Here is a 15,598-nt window from a genome sequence, read left to right as displayed (position 1 = left end):
CGATGGGCCCGGAAGCCGCCTCGGCTTCCGGGCCCATCGGCGTGCGGGCGTGCCGCCCGAGCGCCTGCGCTCAGGCGAGGTCGTGGCTCTGCCGCGGCATCCCCGCGAGCGTGGTGGCGACCAGCGACTCCTCGACGTCGCCGACCAGTTCGGCCCCGGCAGGGCCGTCCAGTACGAAGGACAGCCCGCGGGTCGCCTTCTTGTCCCGTCGCATCAGGGTGATCGCCTCGGCGATGTCCAGCGACTCCGGCAGCCCGGTGGGCAGGCCGTAGTGCTCGACGACCTCCAGGTGCTCGGCGACGCGTTCGTCGTCGATCCGGCCCAGTGCACCGGCGAGCCGCCCGGCGAACACCGTGCCGATCGCCACCCCCTCGCCGTGCCGCAGCGCGTAGTCGGTGGCCCGCTCGAGCGCGTGCCCCAGTGTGTGGCCGTAGTTGAGCAGATGCCGCAGTCCCGCGTCCCGCTCGTCGGCGACCACGATCTCGGCCTTGCGGGCAACACTGGCCGCGATCTGCTCGGAGACCGGCAGCCCCCGCAGGTCGCCGGTGCCGATGAACATGCAACGGGCGATCTCGCCGTACCCGTTGGTCCATTCACGCCGCGGCAGCGTCCCCAGGTAGTCGGTGTCGCAGAGCACGGCCTTGGGCTGCCAGTAGGCGCCCACAAGGTTCTTGCCCTCCGGCAGGTTCACCGCGGTCTTGCCGCCGATGCTCGCGTCGACCTGGGCCAGCAAGGTGGTGGGGACGTGGATCACCGGAACACCACGGTGGAACAGCGAGGCGGCCAGACCCACGGTGTCGGTGGTGGTGCCGCCGCCGACCGAGACGACCACGTCGTCCCGGGTGAGCCCGAACCGCGCAAACCGGCTGCAGAGTCCACCGACGGCCGCGAGGGTCTTGTCGGGCTCGCCGTCCCTGGCCGGGAGGACCAGGGTCTCCACGCCGGTCTCGGGGTTCCAATCGTCGGGCCGGGCGGAGACCAGCACCGCGCGCCGGGCACCGAGTGCGGCGATGATTCCGGGCAGAACGCTTCGTGCCCCGGCACCGATGTGCACGGAGTACGAACGCTCGCCCAGCGGGACATCGACGACGTGGAGCGCGGCGGGTTCCGGGGCACCGGCCACCGGTGGTCCGGCCTGCTGCGCGGACGCGTGCATCGTGTTCACGCGATGCTTCCTCTCTCTGGGCTGGTGCGGCTGCTCCGGCGGTGCACCGGGTCAGGCCTTCTGCAGAGCGGGCACGGCAGGCGCGGCGAGGACTCCGGTGTCGTCGAGTTCGGCCCTGACCGTCCGGGCTGCCACCGCCTCGACGGCGAGTGGCAGACCAAGCCGCGCATGGGTGCGGTGGGCGTGCTCGAAGAGCAGGAAGTTCGCGGGGGCGTCCGTGGTGAACCCGGGCGCGGCGGCGATCGCCCGGGTGGCCTCGGTGTAGCGGTCCCACGGCTCGGCGGCCTGGTCGGCGGTGTGCCGACGGGGCACCGACTCCGCTTCGACCTCGGCCTGGATGCCCAGGGCGATCCGGTGAGCGGGCTCGAGCGCCACGCTCCACTGCTGCCAGCAGGCGAACAGGAACGCCCGGCGATCCCGCCGAGGGACGAGATCCACGAGATGCCGCAGATGCCGTACCGCCCAGGCCGGCCCCTCCTCCGGACGCAGCCCCCCGCCCGCCGTCAGCGCCACGGCCAGCTCGCTCGAGACGGCGGCCAGTTCGTCGGCGAGATCGATACCCCGGAAACCCGGGTAGCTCGGCGGCCGTTCGATCATCCGCTCCTCGGCGATGTGGACGGTGTGATCGGCCCGCAGCATCGCGCGGACCTTACCGAGCCGGTCGGGTAGCGCGTGGAACCACAATTCAAGACCGGAATCGTGGGAATCCGCCGGAGGGTCGAAGAACCAGATGTCGTCCGCTGCGCGAAGAGCGCGGATCAACTCGGGCAGCTCCGGCAATCCGGTTGCGGACAGTCGGCAGAACAACCAGTCGTGCGGCAACGCGATTCCCCCATCGGATCGGAAATCCAGACACTCCGACGAGGCTAATTCCTGCCGGTGGCCCTTGCTACGGCGGACGGAGGCAATCGGGGGCCGCAACGGATTTAGGGATGTCTTAGGGGGTGGGGCAGGGGTGTCGCGAGAGCCCCCACACCCGCCACACTTCGATTGTTCGCATTTTCGTGGACATTCATCGGACGCGAAGTATTTCCGGCAGCGTGAGCGGGAGTCGTCATCAGCTATCTCGGAATCGACATAGGTGGCACGAAGGTGGCGCTGAAGGCGGCCGGCCCGGGGGCCGCTGTTCACGAAACCGTATTCCGGTGGCCTTCGTTCCGAGGGACGCGGCACGATCTGGCCGCACTTTCGTCGGGCGTCCGCGCCGTCCACGAGAGCCTGACGGACGACGTCGAAGCGGTGGGCGTCGCGATCCCGGCCACCGTGGACCGTACAGGCACGGTGGTCACCTGGCCCGGACGGCCCGGCTGGGCGGGATTCGACCTGGCCGGTTCGCTGGACAAGCTGTTCCCCGGGATTCCCGTCCGGTACGCGGACGACGGTGACCTGGCAGCGCTCGCCGAGGCCCACGAGGCCGGCGTGCGCGACCTCGTCCACCTGGGCGTGGGTACCGGGGTCGGCGGGGGGATGGTGCTGGACGGCCGGCTCTGCCCCGGCTCCCGCCGCGGCTCCTGCGAAGCCGGCCACATGATCGTGGACCGGCGGGGGCCGGAGTGCGACTGCGGCCGGCACGGCTGTCTGCAGGCCGTGGCTTCCGGGCCGGCGACCTTGCGCCGGGCCGCCGTCCTGTGTGGCCGCGACGTCTCGTTCACCGAGTTGCGGGCAGCGCTCGCCGCGGAACGGCCCTGGGCCGTCGACACGTTGGAGGAAAGCTGTGCCGCACTGGCGGCCGCCGCGACGAGCCTGGCCGAGCTGGTCCACCCCGACCGGATCACCATCGGAGGAGGGTTCGCCGCCGGCCTGCCAGGCTTCGTCGAGCGGGTACGACGGCACGCGCGGCAGCTCACCCGGGCAGGTGGGGCCCCGGTCGTGCTGGCCGACGCGAGGCTCGGCGCACTCTCCTCGCTCCAGGGTGCGCTGCTGCTCGCGCGCGTGCCGGCCTGACCGGCACGCGCGAGCAGCAGCCGTCAGGCCGGCATGGCCAGCGAGGGAGACTGCTTGGACCGTCGGCTCCGCTGCGTGGACACCACCACGTCGCCGGTCCGGCCGGGCCCCGACGCGTCCGCCGCCAACTCGTAGTGCAGGGCGAGCAGGTCCGCGCGGTGCGAGGGCATGCTCTCCAGCCAGGCGGCGGCCCGCAGATGCTTGGCGGCCCGTACCGCGCGGGGCAGCTGGGAGTACGCGACCTCGCGTACCAACTCGTGAGGGAAGAAGTACGCCACGCCGCCCGGCGTCGAGCTGTCCCGTACCCGGCGAAGCAGCTCCAACAGCTCCAGCTGTTTCAGACAGGCGGCGACGTCGGTCGACTCGTTCTCCCTGAGGGCCGCCACCGCGCCCACCCACACCTTGTTGCCGAAGACCGCGGCGTCGTACAGCACCTCCTTCTCCTCCGGTGCCAGACGGTCCAACCGCGCGGCGATGACCGAGTACACCGACTGTGGCAGGGGCGGGAGGCCGCGCTCGGCGCCGGCGGGGGCGCCGACCTCACCGGGTCGCCCGCAGTCGTGGTACATGCGGATGAACTCCCAGGCGAACAGCGGGTTTCCACCCATCTGCCCGACCAGTGCGGCGCCGAAGCCGTCGGGGGAGCCACTGCATGCCCCAGGCGGCGGGGAGGGCAGCCGCTCGCGCTCCCGGTAGCGCGTGGCGAGCTCGCCGAGTAGCCGCCCGCTCTCTTCCTGGGACAGCGGGGCGAGTGTGATGGTGGTGGCGTTGCGCTTTCCGCCGCCCCAGCTCGGCCGCATACGCAGCAGCTCGGGACGGGCGGTGGCGATGACGAGGAACGGCACCGCGCTCACGTGGTCGGTGAGGTATCCCACGAAGTCCAGCAGCATGTCACCGGCCAGGTGGAGGTCCTCCAGCACGGCGACCAGCGGCTGCTCGGCGGCGATGTCTTCGAGGAACTTGCACCAGACGGCGAAGCACTCGGTCTTCGTCTCCGGGCCGAAGTCGGAGGGCATCGGGCTGCCCTCCAGTCCGAGCAGCGGCCGCAGCCGGTGCAGCATCATGGCCCGTTCGTCCTCGGCGGCGGTCAGCCGGTCCACGGCGTCGGCGAGGATACGCTCGGTGACCGCCACGGGGTGCGAGTCGGTGATCCCCAGAACGCCGCGGACCATTTCCGACAGCGCGCCCAGCGGCGTCTCCCGGCCGAACGGCGATACGCGGCCGACCAGCCAGCGCGCCGGCTCCGCCATCCGGGTGTCGTACTGGGCCAGTTCGTGGATCAGCCGGCTCTTGCCGAGGCCGGGCTCGCCGAGCAGCGTGGCCAGATGCGGCTGGCGCTGCGACCGGATGGTGCGCAGCAGTCCGCGCAGCGTGTCGAGTTCGGCGTCCCGGCCGACGAACGGACTGAAGGTGAAGGCGTCGGAGAGTTCCGGACCGAGCGGGGCCGGCCGCTCGGCGACCGGCTCGCCGGTGGCCGTGTACTCGAACGCGTCCTGGGTGACGCGGCTGGTGTGGTCGCAGACCCGTATCCGGCCGACCGGCACCCGGTCGAGCAGGCGCTGGCAGGTGTCGAGCACGCCGCCGATCACATCGGCGGGTCGGGTGTCCCCGGCGTTGCTGTAGGTCATCATCACCTCGCCGGTGGCCACCGCGACCCGCGGCGACACGGCGAGCGGCCGGCCCGTGCCGGGGGTCGCGTGCGGCTGGAGCCGGTCCTGGAGGGCCAACGCGGCCCTGGTGGCCCGCTCCGGGTCGTCCTCCCGGGTGTTCGGTGCGCCGAACAGGACCCACCACTGGGCGCCCATCCGGCCCTGGAGGATCCCGCCGAAGCGCTCGCCCTCCTCGGTGACCGCCGTGGTCATCGCTTTGAGGGCCTGCTCCAACTGCTCCGGGTCGTCGGCCGCGGCCAGTTCGGCCCGGACCATCAGCACGCTGACCCATTTGCGCTCGGTCCGCCACGGCCCGCTGGGGATCCGGGGCAGGCCGACGGCGGACGGATCGGGCTTCTGGGCGGGTGGCCGGGGGGTGGGCTCCTGGGCAGCGGACGGCGCGGGGCCGGATGCGGCGACCGCGGGTGCCGGCCGGTCCAGGGCGAGCGACGGATGGTGGTTGAGGATCATGCTCTGCAGGTCCTGCAGCTTGCGCTCCGGCTCGAGACCGAACTCGGTGGACAGCACATCGCGGGTCCGCTGGTAGGCCACGAGCGCCTCTCGCTGCCGGCCGCAGCGGTAGAGGGCCAGCATCAACTGGCCGCACTGCCGTTCGCGGTCGGGCTCCGCCTCGACCAGGGCCTCCAGGTCGCTGACCAACTCGTGGTGACGGCCCAGGCACAGCTCGGACTCGTGCAAGTCCTCGACGGCAGCGCGCCGGGCGTTCTCCATGGCGCTCAGTTCGGGCCAGTTGATCCCGGTCTCGACCACGTCGGAAAGTATCGGGCCGCGCCACAACGCCAGTGCGTCGTGCAGCGAGCCTGCGGCCGATTCCCAGTCACCCGCGGCGAGTCCGGCCCGGCCCTCCTTGCTCAGGCGCTGGAAGGTGTACAGGTCGACGTCGTCCTCGGGCACGGAGAGCAGATAGCCGGGGGAGCGGGTGAGCAGTTCGGTGGTCCCCCGGGAGCCGTCGCCATGCTCGGAGATCATCCGACGCAGGCAGGATGCGGCGTTCTGGACCATCTTCCGGGAGGTCGCCGGTGCATGATCTCCCCAGAGAGCATCTACGATCCGGCTGGTCGCGACCACCTGATTGGCATTGAGAAGAAGCAGCCCCAGCATCGCCCGCTGATTGATGCCCCGCAGTGGTACCTGATATCCGGCGGTGCGTACTTCGATTGGCCCTAAGAGGTTGAACTGCATACATCCCCCAATGTACCAGTTGATCACGCCCGGAGTCGTGCGTCGCGCCGGACCGGTAGGTGTGTTGCCGTTGAAGCGTCGCCAAGGAAATGCTGTGGGAGCACCCTTGTCAATGTGCTGTAGGCCATGCCCCGCTGCTCGGCCCCCCGCCGATGATCTGCGTTCCGGTTCGACCCCTCGAGTGGAATGTCCCATGTGGGCAGCCTTTTCGTGCGTCTGTGCTGGTCGCGACAGACTGCGTCCTCCGCCAGCCCCCTGTGCCGGGCCAGCGTAGCAACTGCCGTCAAGTGTCTACGGTGCGAAGGCGACCACTCGGCGGATGGATGCCGGATTCCCCGTCAGTTGGTCTGTCCCTGCTAAAGATTGGCCATGACCGCGAAGGCGTCGATCGCGGTGGATCCGGATTTCTCGGGGGATATTGATGGGCATTGTCGAGCGGGATGAACAGACGAATTATCTAAATGCGTTGCACGACAAAAGCAGAAGTAGGAGAGGGCAGGTCGTTCTGATCGGGGGGCCGGCCGCGAGCGGCCGGAGCGAATTGCTGCGCACCTTCACGGGGCAGGTGGCCGGACCGGAGGTGCTGGCGCTGGGAGCTGCGTGTTCGCCTGCGGAGCGGGAGCTTCCGTTCGGTGTGCTGGGGCAGCTGTTCCACAGCGCGGCGCTGCCTCCCGAAACGGAGTCCGAGGTGGCCGGGCTGCTCGCCGCCGGAATGAACGTCCCGAGGGGAACCGATTCCGCCGACACGGATCTCACACAGATACTTCACAGTATTTTCCTGGCCGTGCTGCGGCTGGCTGCTCAGAAACCGGTACTGATCAGCATCGACGACATCCAGCACATGGACGACCGCTCGCGGCGCTTCCTGCTCTACCTCGCCCGGCGACTCGCGTCCACCCGCGTCCTGCTCGTACTCACGGAGGGCGCGCATCTCCCGCTCGCCCACTGCCCGTTCCGGGCCGAGCTGGAGCGGCTCCCCCACTTCCACCGGCTGCACCTCGCTCCCCTGTCGCCCAGGGGTGTCGCCCAGATGCTGCGGCGCCAACTCGACGAGCCCACCGCCCGTCGTCTCGCCGCCGAGGGATATCGGGTCAGTGGCGGCAACCCGCTACTGCTGAAGGCCCTCGTGGAGGACTTCCGCCAGTCCGGCGGCGTCCGCGTACAGGGCTACGGTGCCGCCTTCGTCAACCACCTCCATCGCGGCGACCCCGTACTGCTCCAGGTCGCACGCGCGCTAGCGGTGCTCGGCGAGGGCAGCACTCCCGAGGAGATGGCGCCGCTCGCCGGACTGGACGCCGACACCGTGGACGCCACGCTGCGCTCGATGACCGCCGCCGGGCTGCTCACCGACGGTCGTTTCCGTCACCCGGCGGCCGGACTCGCCGTCCTCGGCACCCTGCCGCCGCAGGAGTGCCAGGAGCTGAACCGCGCCGCGGCCAGGCTGTTGCACGAGCGGGACGCCCCCGTCGGCCGGATCGCACACCACCTCGTCGCGGCGGACCACGCCCCGGTGCCCTGGGAGACCGACCTGTTGCTGGAGGCCGCCGAACACCTGCAGCTCGGCGGCAACCTCCGGGCAGCCGTCAAGTGTCTGCGGCTCGCCGACACCGCGCTCGGCGTCACCGACCGCCAACAGGCCGCCATCCGCGCCGAACTCGCCCGCACGGAATGGCAGCTGAACCCCTCCTCGGCCGCCCGCCATCTCGGTCGCCTGACCACTGCGGCCCGCTCCGGCCAGCTGGATCGGCGCAGTCTGCCCACCCTCGTACGGCAACTGCTGTGGCACGGCCGGGAGTCCGACGCGGACGCGGTGCTCGACCGGATCCATGGAGCCGTACGTGAGGGCAGCGGCGGGGGCACCTCCGAACTGCGCGACACGGAAATGTGGCTGGCCGCCACCTACCCCACCCATGCCCGGGTCCGACAGCTCCCCGCCTTCTCCGCTCAGCAGCGCGAGAGCCTTGTCACCCCGGGCGCCGACCCCGGCCTGAGGGCCGTCGCCGCGCTCTGCGACCACCTCGCCCGCGGTCGGAACCACGAGGCGGCCACCCACGCCGAACAGGTCCTGCGCGACCTGCGGCTCAGCCGGCGCAGCGCCTGGGCCGAGGAGACCGCGCTGCTTTCCCTGACCACCCTGCTCTACTCCGGCCGACCGGACACGGCCCTCGCCTGGTGCGTCAGTTCCCAGTCCGAGGCCGGGGCAGACCAGACCGCGGTGTGGCGCGCCGTGCTCGCTGCTGCTCGTGCCGAGGCCGCGACACGGCTCGGCGATCTGCCCGAGGCGGTCGACCAGGCGCAGACCGCCCTGGCTCATCTGGAGCCCAAGGCCTGGGGTGTGGCTGTCGGGCTGCCGTTGGGCAGCCTGGTGCTGGGCGCGACGCGGACCGGTGACCACGACACGGCGGCCAAGTACCTTGCCGTGCCGGTGCCCGAGGCCCTGTACCGGTCCCGCTACGGGCTGCACTACCTGCACGCCCGTGGCCACCATTACCTCGCCACCGGCAATGCCCACGCGGCCCTCGCAGACTTCCTCTCCTGCGGTGAACTCATGCGCAGCTGGGGTCTGGACCTGGCAGGCATCGTGCCGTGGCGGACCAGTGCCGCCGAGGCCTGGCTACTCCTCGGCAACCGGGATCAGGCACGGCGGATGGTCCAGGACCAGCTGGCACGCCCTGCAACCGACAGCCCGCGCATCCGCGGCCTGTGCCTGCGGCTGCTCGCCGCAGTGAGCCCGGCGGGCCAGCGGCCGCAACTGCTCGGCGAGGCGCTCGACCTCTTCGAGGACTGCCGGGACCGCTACGAGCAGGCCCGTGTGCTCTGCGATCTGGGCCGGGCCCACTACGCGCTTGCGCAGCGTCCGCGGGCTCGGATGGTGCTGCGCAGGGCCAGGCACCTGGCCGACATGTGCGCGGCGGCGCCACTCGCCCACGGACTGCTCGCCGTGCAGGGCGAGCCGCGTCAGGGGCACACCGCGGAGGAGACGGAGACGGCACCCGCCCTCACCGAGTCCGAGCACCGCGTCGCCTCGCTCGCTGTGATGGGCTACACCAACCGGGAGATCGCGGAGCGTCTGTACGTCACACCGAGCACCGTGGAGCAACATCTCACCCGGGTGTTCCGCAAGCTCGGCATCAAGCGCCGCAGTGACCTGCCTGCCGATCTGGCGACCGAGCAGCAAGGGGGAGGACGCGGTGTGCCGAGCGCCGTCGGCCACACGGGAGCGACCGTGTGACCGGTTCGGACACCGGGCCCCTGGCGGCGACTGCCGACGGCCGGGCCGATTACCTCTCCGTGGACGGGCAGTTGTCCTCCGGCCATAGCGTCGGCGCCATGACTCGGACCATCGACGCACCCGTACGCACGCTGACAGAGGTGTCGGGCCCAGCATCCGGCATGCGCGCCAGGGTGGCGGACGCGCTTCGCCGCCCGGCGGCCCAGCAGCCGGCCTGGCCCGATCCGGCCGGGGTCGCGAGGGCGGCCGGGATACTCGCCGGCCGGCCGTCCCTCACCTTGCTCACCGAAGTCGACCGGCTCGGCGGGCTACTGGCCGCGGTGGCGCGCGGCGAGGCCTTCCTGCTCCAAGGCGGCGACTGCGCGGAGACCTTCGCCGAGAACACCGAATCCCATATCCGGGCCAACGTCCGCACCCTGCTCCAGATGGCATCCGTGCTGACGTACTCCGCCGAGATTCCCGTGGTGAAGGTCGGCCGGATGGCCGGACAGTTCGCCAAACCCCGGTCGAGCTCCGTGGACGTGCTCGGCCTGCCCGTCTTCCGCGGCGACAACGTCAATTCGGCCGCCCCCGACCCGGCTGCCCGGATTGCCGACCCCGCCCGGATGCTGGAGGCGTACGCCAACTCCGCAAGCACCCTCAACCTGGTGCGCTCGCTGACCGGTTCCGGCATGGCCGATCTGACGAGGGTGCACGAGTGGAACCAGGACTTCGTCAGTACCTCGCCGGCAGGCGCCCGCTACGAGGCGCTGGCCGACGAGATCACCCGCAGCCTGCGGTTCATGGCCGCGTGCGGTGCGGACCCCGGCACCGTGGCGCCGACCGAGATGTTCGTCAGCCATGAGGCACTGCTGCTCGACTACGAGGCGGCGATGCTGCGCGTCGACGAAACCGGCCCCGAGCCCCGGCTGTACGACGCCTCCGGCCACTTCCTGTGGATCGGCGAACGGACCAGGGATCTGGACGGTGCCCACATCGCCTTCGCGGAGCTCCTGGCCAACCCGATCGGACTCAAGATCGGCCCGTCCACCACGCCGGAGCTGGCCGCCGAGTACGTGGAGCGGCTGGACCCGCACACCACGGCGGGCCGGGTGACTCTGATCAGCAGGATGGGTCACGAGCGGATCCGCGACGTGCTGCCCGGCATCGTCGAAAAGGTGACCGCCTCCGGCCACCAGGTGGTCTGGCAGTGCGACCCGATGCACGGCAACACCCATGAGGCGCCCAGCGGTTACAAAACCCGCCGGTTCGACCACATCGTGGACGAGGTCCGCGGCTTCTTCGAGGTGCACCGGGCACTGGGCACCCATCCCGGCGGTATCCATCTCGAGCTCACCGGCGACGATGTGACCGAGTGCCTGGGCGGCGCACAGGAGATCTCGGACATGGAGCTCGCCGGCCGGTACGAAAGCGCCTGCGACCCGCGACTGAACCCTCAGCAGTCGGTGGAAATCGCGTTCCTCATCGCCGGAATGCTCCGCACATGACCCGCATCACGGGATCCACGCGGCTGTACGCGGTACTGGGCGATCCGGTGACGCAGGTGCAGGCACCGGCCATGCTCAACCCGGTCTTCGCCGGACTCGGCCTGGACGCCGTCCTGGTGCCGGTGCACGTCGAGGCCGCGGACCTCGCCGGCGTCGTCACCGGACTGCAGCGGATCGGCAACCTGGACGGGCTGCTCGTCACCGTCCCACACAAGATCGAGGCGTGTGCCTTCGCCGACGTGCTGAGCCCGGTCGTCCGGGCCGCCGGCAGCACCAACGCGATGCGCCGGGAGCCGGACGGGCGCTGGACGGCGGAGAACTTCGACGGCACCGGCTTCGTCCGCGGCATGGCCGCCGCCGGTCACGAACTCGCCGGGCGCCGGGTCACTCTGATCGGGGCCGGCGGTGCGGGCGGTGCCATCGCGGTCGCAGTGCTCGATGCGGGGGCCGCACGGCTGCAGGTCTGCGACCCCGACGAGGAGAAGCTGTCGGACCTGCTGGACCGGCTCGCCGCGCGCGGGCGGGGCCGGGTCGCGGTCGGCCCCGCCCCGGAGCTCGAACGAGCGGACGTGGCGGTGAACGCCACACCGCTCGGGCTGCGGGCAGACGATCCGTTGCCCTTCGACCCCGCTTCGCTTCCGGCGGGTGCGGTGGTGGCCGACATCATCATGCAGCCACGGGAGACCCCGCTCCTTCGCGCCGCGACGGCTGCCGGCCGGCCCGTCCACCACGGCACTCACATGCTCAGCCACCAACTGGAACTCTACCGGGAGTTCTTCCGGCTCGGAGAGTTCGAATGACGCCGTGGGGGCCGGTACCGCGACCGTGCCAGGCCTGCCCGTCCGTCGTGGACGGCAGGGGACAGAACCCTGGGGTGCCGGCGCACACATAGGGGGAAGCAGGGGGTGGCCGCCCCAGAACAGCGCTGGCTAGCGTCACCACTCGTAATCGACAAGGCGGAGGAACAGCCATGGACACCCGCGAAGCGGCAGGGACAGCCTGGGTTCAGGGGGAGTGCTCCGCACTCGGCCGGCTGATCGCCCCGCTGGGCGAGGACCTGTTTCTCCGTGACCATCTGGGAAGGCGCCCGCTGTTGCTGACGGGCCGGCCCGGCCGGTTCGGCGCACTGTTCGGCTGGCCCGACCTCAACGAATGCCTGGCCGCCGTACGCGTGGATCCGGCCCGGATGCACCTGACGCGGGCCGGCAAGGGGGTGCCGGTCTCCTCCTGCGCCGAGCCCGTGCCTCAGCTCGCCGCCCGGGGAAAGCCGTTGCGCCTGCGGCCCGACCGAGTGCTCGAAGCCCTCCAGGAGGGGGCGACCCTGGTTCTCGACGGAGTCGAGGAACTCCATCCGCGGCTGCGGAGCCTGGTCGGCTCGGTCGAGCAGAGTCTGGGCGCCCTCGTCCAGGCGAACCTCTACGCGAACCTCGGCGATGCCGCGGACGGCTTCGGCATCCACTGGGACGACCACGACGTCCTCGTGGTCCAGGCTGCGGGCGCCAAGCGCTGGGAGGTCCACGCCCCGACCCAGGAGGCTCCGGTGGGTGTGCTCAGCTCACCCGAACCACCTTCCGGCGGGCCCCCGTACTGGACAGGAACGCTGACCGACGGCGACGTGCTGTACCTGCCCCGCGGGTGGTGGCATCGGGTCAGCCCGGGCGACGGCCCGTCCCTCCATCTGACCCTGGGCGCCCGCCTGCCGTCGGCCGGCGACCTGCTGGGCCGGCTGCTGCGGCACATCGCCGCGGAGCAAGCGGTCGTCCGGTACGACCTGCCCCGGCATGCGGACGAGTCCACCACCGCTTTGTTCTTCGGGGAACTGCGCGCCGTGCTCACGAAGACCATCGGGGAGGAGGGACTGCTGGAGCGGCTCGCGGAGGAGGTCTGCCGCGCCGCGGTTGCCGAACGGCCGGTCTTCACCCTCCCGTACGGTGACGCCGACCGTGCAGAGTCACGGTGACGCCGACCAGGGTGCTCGCGCGGCTTCTCCCGGACGCCGCCCGCGGGCTCCCGGCCGCCTTCTGGTGGATCTGGCTGAGCATTCTGGTGAACTGGACCGGCGGCTTCGCCGGCCCCGTCCTCGCCCTCTACCTGACGCTGGACAGGGGCTACTCCGCCTACCAGGCAGGCCTCGTCGTCTCACTGATCGGCTTGGGCGCGATCCTCGGCACGATCGGCGGAGGGATCGCGGCCGACCGTCTCGGCCGCCGCACCACGCTGGTCTTCGCGCACTGCTGGACCGCGGCGAGCATGGTGCTGGTCGGGCTGTGCGAGAGCCCCGCGCCGCTGGCCGGCGCGGCCCTGGCACTGGGCGCGGGGCAGACCGCGGCGCGCCCGGCCATGCAGGCGGCACTCACCGACGTCGTCGCGCTCAAGGACCGCCAGCGGGCCTTCGCCCTCAACTACTGGGCCCTGAACCTGGGCGTGGCCATGTCCGGCGTCCTCGCCGGGTTCATGGTGACCCATGGGTATCTGCTGGTCTTCCTGGCGGACGCGGTGGCCACCCTGCTGTGCGCGGTCATCGTCCTGGTCAAGGTCGAGGAGACCCGTCCCGCACTCGTGCCCGGCGTGCGGGAGGCCCGGACGACCACGAAGGACAGGGCACCACGAGCGTCCCGATCCGTCCTGCATGACCGGCGCTTCGTGCTCTTCGTCCTGGCCACCCTCGTGTTCGCCACCGTCTATCAGCAGGTGAGGACGACCCTGCCGGTCACGATGTCCCAGGACGGTTACTCGCCATCCGCGTACACCCTGCTGCACGGGCTCAACGCGCTGCTCGTGGTCGTCCTTCAGATACCCCTGACCATGCTGGTCCGCAGCCGTTCCCGCTCGGCCGCCCTCACGGCCGGCGGCCTCCTGCTGGGCGCGGGCCTCGGACTGACCGCCTTCGCCACGGGCCCGCTCGTCTATGTGCTGTGCGTCGTCGTGTGGACAACGGGCGAGATGCTGCAGGCCCCGGCAGGCATCGCCGAAGTCTCCGACCGGGCACCGGAACAGCAACGCGGCAGGTACCAGGGGTTCTACGGGACGGCTTGGTCCGCCGCAGCCTTCCTCGCGCCGGCAGGGGCGGGCTGGGTCCTCGACCACGGAGGCGCGACCACGCTGTGGACGACGTGTGCCGTGGGGGGCCTGCTCTCCGCAATCGGGTACGCCTTCACCGCCGGATCCCGCCACAGACTCCCGCACGCCGACAACGCGGACGTGCGGGCCGGGAACGAGACACCGTTCCCTCCTCTCGTCCCCGCACCAGGGGACGGGGCAACCGAACACACGAGGAGTAGCTGATGAACAACGAGTACGAAGTCGACTCACAGGACGAGCTGTTCGTCGTCGAGAACTGCGTGAAGGCCTACCTCAATGCCGAGGACGAGCACTTCGTGATCGACAACTGTGTGAAGGCATACCTCGCCTGATGGTCGAAGCTCATCACTGTTCGGCAGCCGGCCGGGGCATGCTCGATCGCTCCGTGCCGGGGCCGGACGGTCCCTACGACGGCATAGCCACACGTATCCGGTCCTTCAAGGGGCTGCGCGGCACTCCGCCCTCCATGCACCTGGCGGTCGCCGACCTGCCGGACCTGACGGCGGAGATTCCCTGGCAGTCCGACCGGCAGGCGTTCGGTATGTCGTGGACGGATGCCGAACAGGCACGCGCGGCCGCGTGGGGTGAGGCCGTGGAGCGGTTCAGCGGTACCGTGTCGCCGGCGGACGACCCGATGCGCTACGGCAGCCACTCCCAGCTCACCGAGGCGGGCGTGCACGCGCTCGCACCGGAGCGTCTGACCCTGTACTCGCCCCGACAGTATGCGGACGGCGACCACCCCTTCCGCCCGTTCCTGACGACGTCGCCGGTCCACTGGAGACCCGTGCGGTCCCTCACCCGTCAGGCAGACATCCACGTGCCGGCGTTCCTCGTGCACACGGCGTGGCCGCGCGTGCCGAAGGAGCAGCCGGAGCAGCTGCACGCCTTCCCCGCCGTGGGCGGGATAGCCGCCGGGCCAAGTCTGGAACACGCGCTGCTGTCCGGCCTGACGGAGGTTGTCGAACGTGACGCCGCCGCCGTGTGGTGGGCCAACGCGGCTTCCCTGCCTCTGCTGCCGCTCACCTCCCGCATCCGCGCCCACCTCGCACCTGTGCTGGAAGCGTACGAGGTGACGCTGACGCACATCGACAACGAGTTCGGCATTCCGGTTCTGGCCGCCTGCGTCCGCACCCGCGCCGAAGGGTGGCTCACGATAGGTTTCGCGGCGCGCGCGGACCCCGAGGAGGCCGCGCTGAAGGCCCTGGCGGAGGCGTTCGGTCTTCAGCTGACCTGCAGATCACTCGACGACCAGGCGGCCGCTGCCCGCATCACCCAGGCATGCACCGACCGGCGCAGCCCACTCAAGGCGTGGCGGCAGGACCGGGCCTACCTGGACGAGTACCGAGAAGACGGGCGGGACGCGGTGGAGCTCCTCTGCCACCAGCAGCTGTACCTCGACCGCCGGGCCGGTGACCGTACGATGAAGTGGATCGGCAGCGGTCCGGAGGGTTCATGGACACAGGTGCCCCGCCCGCCCGGGGCGACGTTCGAGACGCTGTGCGCGCGGGCCGAGGCGGCGGGCCATGAGGTGCTGTACGCGGATCTGACCACGCGGCATGCCAGGGCCGTGGGAATGCACGTCGTCCGCGTCGTCGTGCCGGGCACGATCGGCGCGGCACCGGCCTTCTGTCCCTACTTCGGTGGCCGCCGGATCCAGGAACAGGCCGTGAACCTCGGCTGGCGAAGGACTCCGCCGGCGGCGGAGCGGTTCAACACGTTTCCGATGCCACACGCCTGAGGCGGCGACCTCTGGCGGGGTTCGGACGGGCCGGGGTCGTTACCCTGGAGCGAGTGAGTGAAGTGAGCACGGTCTTCCGCTGCGGTGATCAGCGAACTC

General features: G+C 71.0%; 11 protein-coding genes. 8 read left to right on the top strand and 3 right to left on the bottom strand.

What is annotated here, in order from left to right; all coding sequences use genetic code 11:
- Positions 1–70: 70 nt before the first annotated feature.
- Together ACFYP5_RS23505 and ACFYP5_RS23500 are read right to left on the bottom strand one after the other, a co-directional pair.
- Positions 71–1,156 (bottom strand): 3-dehydroquinate synthase family protein, encoded by a 1,086-nt coding sequence (locus tag ACFYP5_RS23505; RefSeq protein WP_389039309.1) that lies wholly within the window; start codon positions 1,154–1,156, stop codon positions 71–73.
- Positions 1,157–1,216: 60 nt separating this feature from the next.
- The gene (locus ACFYP5_RS23500) at positions 1,217–1,987 is read right to left on the bottom strand and encodes a hypothetical protein (protein ID WP_389039231.1); all 771 of its coding nucleotides are present in this window, start codon (positions 1,985–1,987) and stop codon (positions 1,217–1,219) included.
- A gap of 234 nt (positions 1,988–2,221) precedes the next feature.
- Between ACFYP5_RS23500 and ACFYP5_RS23495 the strand changes: the two genes are divergently transcribed.
- Positions 2,222–3,109 carry an ROK family protein gene (locus ACFYP5_RS23495; protein ID WP_389039307.1) on the top strand — a complete coding sequence of 296 codons (888 nt, stop codon included), beginning with the start codon at positions 2,222–2,224 and terminating at the stop codon, positions 3,107–3,109.
- Between the two features lie 23 nt (positions 3,110–3,132).
- On the opposite strand, the gene ACFYP5_RS23490 is transcribed toward ACFYP5_RS23495, so the two are convergent.
- On the bottom strand, positions 3,133–5,748 hold the full coding sequence (locus ACFYP5_RS23490) for a BTAD domain-containing putative transcriptional regulator (RefSeq protein WP_389039228.1): 2,616 nt from the start codon (positions 5,746–5,748) through the stop codon (positions 3,133–3,135).
- A 634-nt stretch (positions 5,749–6,382) separates the two neighbouring features.
- Here ACFYP5_RS23490 and ACFYP5_RS23485 point away from each other — a divergent pair.
- The 7 genes from ACFYP5_RS23485 (at position 6,383) to ACFYP5_RS23455 (ending at position 15,499) form a co-directional block, all read left to right on the top strand.
- On the top strand, positions 6,383–9,193 hold the full coding sequence (locus ACFYP5_RS23485; RefSeq protein WP_389039226.1) for an AAA family ATPase: 2,811 nt from the start codon (positions 6,383–6,385) through the stop codon (positions 9,191–9,193).
- A 161-nt stretch (positions 9,194–9,354) separates the two neighbouring features.
- Positions 9,355–10,680 (top strand): class II 3-deoxy-7-phosphoheptulonate synthase, encoded by a 1,326-nt coding sequence (locus tag ACFYP5_RS23480; protein WP_389039304.1) that lies wholly within the window; start codon positions 9,355–9,357, stop codon positions 10,678–10,680.
- Positions 10,677–11,480: a shikimate dehydrogenase family protein gene (locus ACFYP5_RS23475; protein ID WP_389039223.1), complete on the top strand. Its 804-nt coding sequence runs from the start codon at positions 10,677–10,679 to the stop codon at positions 11,478–11,480. The genes ACFYP5_RS23480 and ACFYP5_RS23475 overlap by 4 nt, the downstream gene beginning before the upstream one ends.
- Before the next feature lie 170 nt (positions 11,481–11,650).
- Entirely contained in the window at positions 11,651–12,640 is a 990-nt protein-coding gene (locus ACFYP5_RS23470) for a JmjC domain-containing protein (RefSeq protein WP_389039220.1), read from the top strand.
- Positions 12,637–13,965, top strand: a complete 1,329-nt coding sequence (locus ACFYP5_RS23465) for an MFS transporter (protein WP_330247191.1) — start codon at positions 12,637–12,639, stop codon at positions 13,963–13,965. Before ACFYP5_RS23470 ends, ACFYP5_RS23465 begins: the two co-directional genes overlap by 4 nt.
- On the top strand, positions 13,965–14,093 hold the full coding sequence (locus tag ACFYP5_RS23460) for a hypothetical protein (RefSeq protein WP_389039217.1): 129 nt from the start codon (positions 13,965–13,967) through the stop codon (positions 14,091–14,093). Before ACFYP5_RS23465 ends, ACFYP5_RS23460 begins: the two co-directional genes overlap by 1 nt.
- A gap of 38 nt (positions 14,094–14,131) precedes the next feature.
- Positions 14,132–15,499, top strand: coding sequence for a YcaO-like family protein (locus tag ACFYP5_RS23455; protein WP_330247193.1), 1,368 nt, complete (start codon positions 14,132–14,134; stop codon positions 15,497–15,499).
- The last annotated feature ends 99 nt before the right edge of the window (positions 15,500–15,598 follow it).

Origin of the sequence: Streptomyces sp. NPDC005262, assembly GCF_042872425.1 — a bacterium.
GTDB lineage: Bacteria > Actinomycetota > Actinomycetes > Streptomycetales > Streptomycetaceae > Streptomyces.
Note: the sequence above shows the minus strand (reverse complement) of the source record. Positions and strands in the feature narration are given on the sequence as shown.

What these genes read in the sequence shown, in the direction of transcription:
- ACFYP5_RS23505 (WP_389039309.1), bottom strand. Translation starts at nt 1,156, where the DNA reads ATGCACGCGTCCGCGCAGCAGGCCGGACCACCGGTGGCCGGTGCCCCG.
- ACFYP5_RS23490 (WP_389039228.1), bottom strand. Translation starts at nt 5,748, where the DNA reads ATGATCTCCGAGCATGGCGACGGCTCCCGGGGGACCACCGAACTGCTC.
- ACFYP5_RS23485 (WP_389039226.1), top strand. Translation starts at nt 6,383, where the DNA reads ATGGGCATTGTCGAGCGGGATGAACAGACGAATTATCTAAATGCGTTG.
- ACFYP5_RS23480 (WP_389039304.1), top strand. Translation starts at nt 9,355, where the DNA reads ATGCGCGCCAGGGTGGCGGACGCGCTTCGCCGCCCGGCGGCCCAGCAG.
- ACFYP5_RS23475 (WP_389039223.1), top strand. Translation starts at nt 10,677, where the DNA reads ATGACCCGCATCACGGGATCCACGCGGCTGTACGCGGTACTGGGCGAT.
- ACFYP5_RS23470 (WP_389039220.1), top strand. Translation starts at nt 11,651, where the DNA reads ATGGACACCCGCGAAGCGGCAGGGACAGCCTGGGTTCAGGGGGAGTGC.
- ACFYP5_RS23460 (WP_389039217.1), top strand. Translation starts at nt 13,965, where the DNA reads ATGAACAACGAGTACGAAGTCGACTCACAGGACGAGCTGTTCGTCGTC.
- ACFYP5_RS23455 (WP_330247193.1), top strand. Translation starts at nt 14,132, where the DNA reads ATGCTCGATCGCTCCGTGCCGGGGCCGGACGGTCCCTACGACGGCATA.